The 4,978-nt window shown below is 63.6% G+C and carries 5 protein-coding genes; 1 reads left to right on the forward strand and 4 read right to left on the reverse strand.

Translation table 11 applies throughout. The features are described from left to right. On the reverse strand, window positions 1–2,117 hold a 2,117-nt coding region (locus tag QZ189_RS10645; RefSeq protein WP_296421735.1), incomplete at its 3' end, for a cation:dicarboxylase symporter family transporter. Between the two features lie 104 nt (window positions 2,118–2,221). Between QZ189_RS10645 and QZ189_RS10650 the strand changes: the two genes are divergently transcribed. Further along, the gene (locus QZ189_RS10650) at window positions 2,222–3,370 is read left to right on the forward strand and encodes a sodium:calcium antiporter (protein ID WP_296421736.1); all 1,149 of its coding nucleotides are present in this window, start codon (window positions 2,222–2,224) and stop codon (window positions 3,368–3,370) included. Here QZ189_RS10650 and QZ189_RS10655 read toward each other — a convergent pair. The 3 genes from QZ189_RS10655 to QZ189_RS10665 all read right to left on the reverse strand — a co-directional run bounded on the left by QZ189_RS10655 (window position 3,367) and on the right by QZ189_RS10665 (window position 4,846). Further along, on the reverse strand, window positions 3,367–3,600 hold the full coding sequence (locus QZ189_RS10655; protein ID WP_247478936.1) for a hypothetical protein: 234 nt from the start codon (window positions 3,598–3,600) through the stop codon (window positions 3,367–3,369). The two genes, QZ189_RS10650 and QZ189_RS10655, sit on opposite strands and share 4 nt — an antisense overlap. A 334-nt stretch (window positions 3,601–3,934) precedes the next feature. After that, window positions 3,935–4,180, reverse strand: a complete 246-nt coding sequence (locus tag QZ189_RS10660) for a DUF1651 domain-containing protein (protein WP_010317712.1) — start codon at window positions 4,178–4,180, stop codon at window positions 3,935–3,937. A 429-nt stretch (window positions 4,181–4,609) separates the two neighbouring features. Beyond that, the gene (locus QZ189_RS10665) at window positions 4,610–4,846 is read right to left on the reverse strand and encodes a hypothetical protein (protein WP_010317711.1); all 237 of its coding nucleotides are present in this window, start codon (window positions 4,844–4,846) and stop codon (window positions 4,610–4,612) included. Window positions 4,847–4,978 lie beyond the last annotated feature (132 nt).

A 4,978-nucleotide genomic window follows, 5' to 3' on the forward strand; every position in this document is an offset into this window, starting at 1 on the left:
TTCCAGACCCCCGCCAAGGCGGCGCTCTTCCACGGCAACTGCCGCGCCGCCGGAAGACTTTTCAGCGGCTGGGGCACCAACAAGGTGAGGTTGGGCTGGAGCACGTTCCAGGACGCCCCCTGCTGCGCCGTCACCAAAACCGCATCCAGCCGGCCCTCCTGCAGCGCCTTCAGCAATGCATCGGTCCCCTGGGAGCTGATGAATTTGGCCTGGGGCAACCAGCCGGCAACGAGGCGCAGCAGGAATGGGGCTTCAAACCCCAGGCCCACCCGCAGACCTTGGACCTCCACCAGATCACTCCACTGGCGCTTGCTGCTCAGGGCTGAGCCCTTGATCAGCAGGGCAACGCCGTAGGTCAGGTGCGCATCGGTGAAGCGGGTGCGGGCCGCCTGCATCGGCGCCATGACGTCACTGGAGAGCTTGAGGTCGCAGTAGCCCCGCTCCAGGGCCTGCAGCCCATCAGGGCGCGGGTCGTTCGCGTTGCCAATCCGGTCGATCAGGACGTAGCTGGGCTTGAGGCCCATCTGCTTGGCAAAGAGCATCCCCATCTCCACATCGGCTCCCACCAGCTCGCCATCCGCATTGCGATAGGCCATCGGATAGTCCTGCTCATGGACGCAATAGCGAATCGCCCGGGCCCGGCGAATCGCCTGCCAATCCCCCGGCTGATCCACGGGCGACCAGCCCTGCACCACAGGGGCGCGGCCCTTGGCCAGGGCAAAGTCCTGGTGCATCAACTGGTCGCGGGCGCTATTGACCGGCTTGGGCAGCAGCTGGAAGCCCACACGGCTCAAGAGAACAAATCCCGGGAAGACCGCCAGGGCGGTGGCCGCTGGCACCAGGCGCCTGAAGCGCTTGGGGAACCCCTCAAGCGACACCCAGGTGCCAATGATCACCAGGGCGATGACGCTCATGCAGGCCAGCAGGGTGCCCAGACGCGCCACCGCCAGTTGATCAATGGCGATGTAGAGCTGCACCAGATCGCTGGGCAGGCCCATGCGATCCAGCAGAAAGGTCATCGCCAAAATCCCCTCAAGGAAGGCACTGGCCAGACCCGTCAGCAGGAAGCCCGGCATCTCCTGCAGGCTGATGGAGTTTCCCGTCAGCCAACCGGCAAAGGGCACAAAGGCGAGGGAGAGCAGGCGCCCCATGTCCGGAAAGACCAGGGCCAGCGGCGCCAGCACCTCAACGGGAAGGTCCACCTGATCCTTGAGCTCCTGCTCGCTCACCCCTGGAGCCAGGTGCGCCGCACGGGCCTCGTAGAGGAGCTTTTTGGAGAGCTCCACCAAGATCGGCAGCACCACGAGCATGTTCGCGGTGGCAAAGGCGATGGTCAGTGGCGTGCGGAAGCTGCGCAGCAACTGGCGCACCGGAATCGGCGTCACCCCGGCAATCACCAGGGGCAAAAACAAACCGGCCAGCAGTAGCGCGATCCCGCCCTGCAGCACGACATAGACCGCCAGGCGCGGCAGCTGGGAGCTCTCGATCGAGGCGCTGGCTGTCGCCAGGATCGCGAACACCCCAAGCGGGGTGAAACGGGCCACAAAAGCAGAGATGCCGAGTAGGGCCTCGGCGATCCGGTCAAAGACGTCGATCAGCGGTTGCCGTTTGGGAACGGCGATCAGGGCAATGCCAAGCGCCAGGGAGAACAGCACCACCGCCGGGATCTGCGTCTCCGCGAAGGCCGCAAAGGGGTTCACCGGAATGAAGAGCTCGGTGAGGTCCAGGGGCTTGGGGGCCTGCAGCAGGCTCGGCTTGAAGAACGAGGCGTCATGCCAGCTGGGGAAGCCCAAGGGCACCAGCAACACCGCCAGCAGCACCACCAGCCAAAAGCCGATCAGCACCAGGGCCGAGCGGCCCAGCAAGCGGCTGGCCTGAGCGAACTGCAGGCGCCCCACCCCGGCGATCAAGGACACGCTCAAAAAGGGCAGGACCGGCATCTGAAAGAGCCGAATGAAGCCATCCCCAAGGCCACTCAACGGCGCCAGGGCCGAGGCGGGCAGCAGCCGGCCCACCAGGATCCCGGCCACCAGGCCCTCCAGGATCTGAATGGCCAGGTTCTGGCGCAGAAACAGCCGCACCGGAGCGAGCCAGGTGGCCCCTCGATCGATCCTCACCACACCCAAGTCCTGCCCTGCCTGCAGGATGCGCAGAGGCCGCGAGATCGCCAACCGCAGCCTCGCAACTGTTTAAAGAGCCGGTCTCTGGCTAGTTGGTGGATGTGGAACAGTCACCAACCCACCAACGGCGAACGTCCTTCGTCGTGTTGCTGCTCGGTGCGGGCACGCTGATCGGCTTGCACGCCACGAACCTCCTGCCCTGGCTGCTGGAGGGAAGCGTCCTTCCACTGCTGCTGGGTCTAGCTGGGCTTGGAGGGGTCATCCTGCTGCTCGCCCTGCGGGTGGTCCATTACGCCGATGCCCTGGCGATTCGGCTGGGGGAACCGTTTGGAACGCTGATCCTGACCGGTTCAGCCGTGGTGGTGGAGCTCGCCCTGATTGCCAGCACCATGGGCAGCGGAGAGGCCAACCCAACCCTGGCCCGCGATTCGATGTTCGCGGTGCTGATGATCGCCCTCACCGGAATCAAGGGCATCAGCGTCTTTGAGGCCGCTCGAGAACAGGAGAAAACGCTGCGGGAGCCCCTGCAAGACAGTGATCTGGCGGCCATGAACATCGGCGGGAGCATCACCTACGTGAACCTGATTACGACCATCAGTGTTCTGGCGCTCATCGTTCCGAACTTCACCACCCAAACCACAGAAGCCAACTTCAACGGCCCCGGAAATGTGGTTCTGATTGGTGCGGCTCTTGGGCTCTTCAGCGTCTTTATCGCCTTTCAAACCGGTAGCTACCGCGGGCTGTTCACCGAAAGCCGCGAGCAACGCCAATGGCTCGGGGCAGCGGATGGCGGCCATGAGGGCATCCCAGAGGTTGCCCCGGCGGTGGCTTGGCTCGCTGCTGGGCTGTTGATTCTCGTGATCAACGCGGAGTCCATGGGCGAGCTGATTGAGGCCAGCCTGAATGGACTCGGGTTGCGCAGCGCCATTGGCGGCACGCTGGTTGGCCTCTTGGTGCTGGCCCCTGAAGCACTCAACGCCCTCAGAGCCGCCTCAAGGGGACAAGTGCAGCGCTCCCTCAACACCCTCTATGGCTCGGTGCTCTCCACGCTCTGCCTGACCGTGCCTGCGGTCCTACTGATTGGGGAACTCACCGGAACCAAGGTGATCCTTGGACTTGATCCCCTCGAGATGGTCCTGCTGGGACTGACGCTGCTCTTGATCAGGCCAACCATTGGCAAGTTCACCCAACTGGATGGCCTGATGCTTCTGGTGGTCTTCGTGTTCTGGATCGCGCTGCAGGTGATCTAAGGAGCCGGCTTGGACTGACTGCCCAGGGCTAAACCAGCCAGCACGCTCAGACCATGGTTGACCGCGGCATCAATCCGGCCATTGGGACGTCTGCAGGGCTCCAGGGGAACCGAGCGATGCAGTTGCACCCAGGTCAGGGCGGTGCAATTGAGCAGATCAAAGGCCAGAGCGAAGCCCTGGAAGCTCAAGATCCCAGCGGAGATCCAGACGACTAAACGGCGTGAGTCCATCGGTGTTCCGTGACTGAACACCGGAGGGTTCCGGGGCCCTGCTGATTCAGGTACTTCGGCTCATCGCGCCTGGCCACCGAGTTGAGCCATGACTGTTGTGTGCCTTGGCAAGCACAGGGAGAACAAAGCCGGACTGGTGACCGGCTTTTTTCATGGCGCCTCCCCGGAGAGTGGCAGTCAGAGCTCCGCACACAGGCGACTTGCCTCCGGCTGCTCGGGCGGGATAGTTCTGTTGTGTGAGGAGTGAGGAACTCCAATCCGGAGTCGAAACGAGGACAGACGCCCGGATCGTTCCTGACCCCTAGCCCTGCCTTCGGCGGGGCTTTTTTCTTGCCTACGGCTCGGCATAGACGCCCCAGGCGGGGCGCGTCTTGAGCCAACCCTTGGCCATCAAGCCTTCCCAGAGGACCCGGGCATCGGCGCGACGCAGGTGATAGCGCTCCTTGAGGAGCGGCAGGTGGTCCGGCATGGCCTTACCCGTGTCCACAAACACCCAGGTCTCACGGCCCCAGGTGCGCTGATCCTTGTGAAAGCGAACCTGCCAACCGGCCTTGGGATCCTGCAGCCAAGCCTCCTCCATCAATCCACCACAAGCAGAGTACAGGTGTACTACAGCAGGATGGGTTTTGCAAGGGACCAGGCGCAGGGATCAGCGGCTCACCACTCGCCCACAGGTCGCCTGATCGGCTTGGGCATCAGGCAATTGCGCTTCGTGGTGCTGGGTCGCTCATTGCGCCGGAGCACCTCCTCGGCGTTCCACAGGCCTTCGACGGATTGGCAGTGCCCCTGCGGGTCGCAGACCCTGAAGAAGTTCCCCCCCAACGAATCCAGGGTTGAACCCTTCGCCGTGTGCGCGATGCGTGATTCCGGCATCTGGAGCTGGCAGCTACCCCCGCCCTAACTCCCCCTGGGCGACAGAACAAGGGCAAACCAAGGGCGCTGACCGGCTCCACTGGCCAGCCGTGAGGCCACCACCGCGTTTGCGGCGGACCTTATGAAAAACAAACGATCAGTTGCCGCCGTTGCAGTAGCGGACGGCCTGGGCGTTGGTTTTGCCCTCGGCCACCACCTCTTCCACACATCCGTTGAAAAGCTTGCTCTGTTGCTTCAGCGCGCAGACGCCAACGGCGATCGAGGCCAGGGCGATAGCGGAGACGACCGTGGCCGAGATCTGAGCCACGCCGTAGACGAGCATCGCCTTCTTTTTGCCGCCGCAGTTCTGCTGGCTGTCGTTCGCTTCGCTCATCGCTCGGGTGTGACTGGCGCAACCCTATGGATCCGAAATCTGCTGGCGCGAGGCGGCCAGGACGAGATAACCGCCCAGGCGACATCCGCTCTCACTTCAGCTGAAACGGCCGAACCAACCTCGCCTTGAGAC

It is taken from the genome of Vulcanococcus sp. CPBay_Sum15L08_68 (assembly GCF_017855895.1).
GTDB lineage: Bacteria > Cyanobacteriota > Cyanobacteriia > PCC-6307 > Cyanobiaceae > Vulcanococcus.

Bases quoted from the DNA above. Each gene is read 5' to 3' on its own strand.
- QZ189_RS10655 (WP_247478936.1), bottom strand. From the start codon at position 3,600: ATGGACTCACGCCGTTTAGTCGTCTGGATCTCCGCTGGGATCTTGAGC.
- QZ189_RS10660 (WP_010317712.1), bottom strand. From the start codon at position 4,180: ATGGAGGAGGCTTGGCTGCAGGATCCCAAGGCCGGTTGGCAGGTTCGC.
- QZ189_RS10665 (WP_010317711.1), bottom strand. From the start codon at position 4,846: ATGAGCGAAGCGAACGACAGCCAGCAGAACTGCGGCGGCAAAAAGAAG.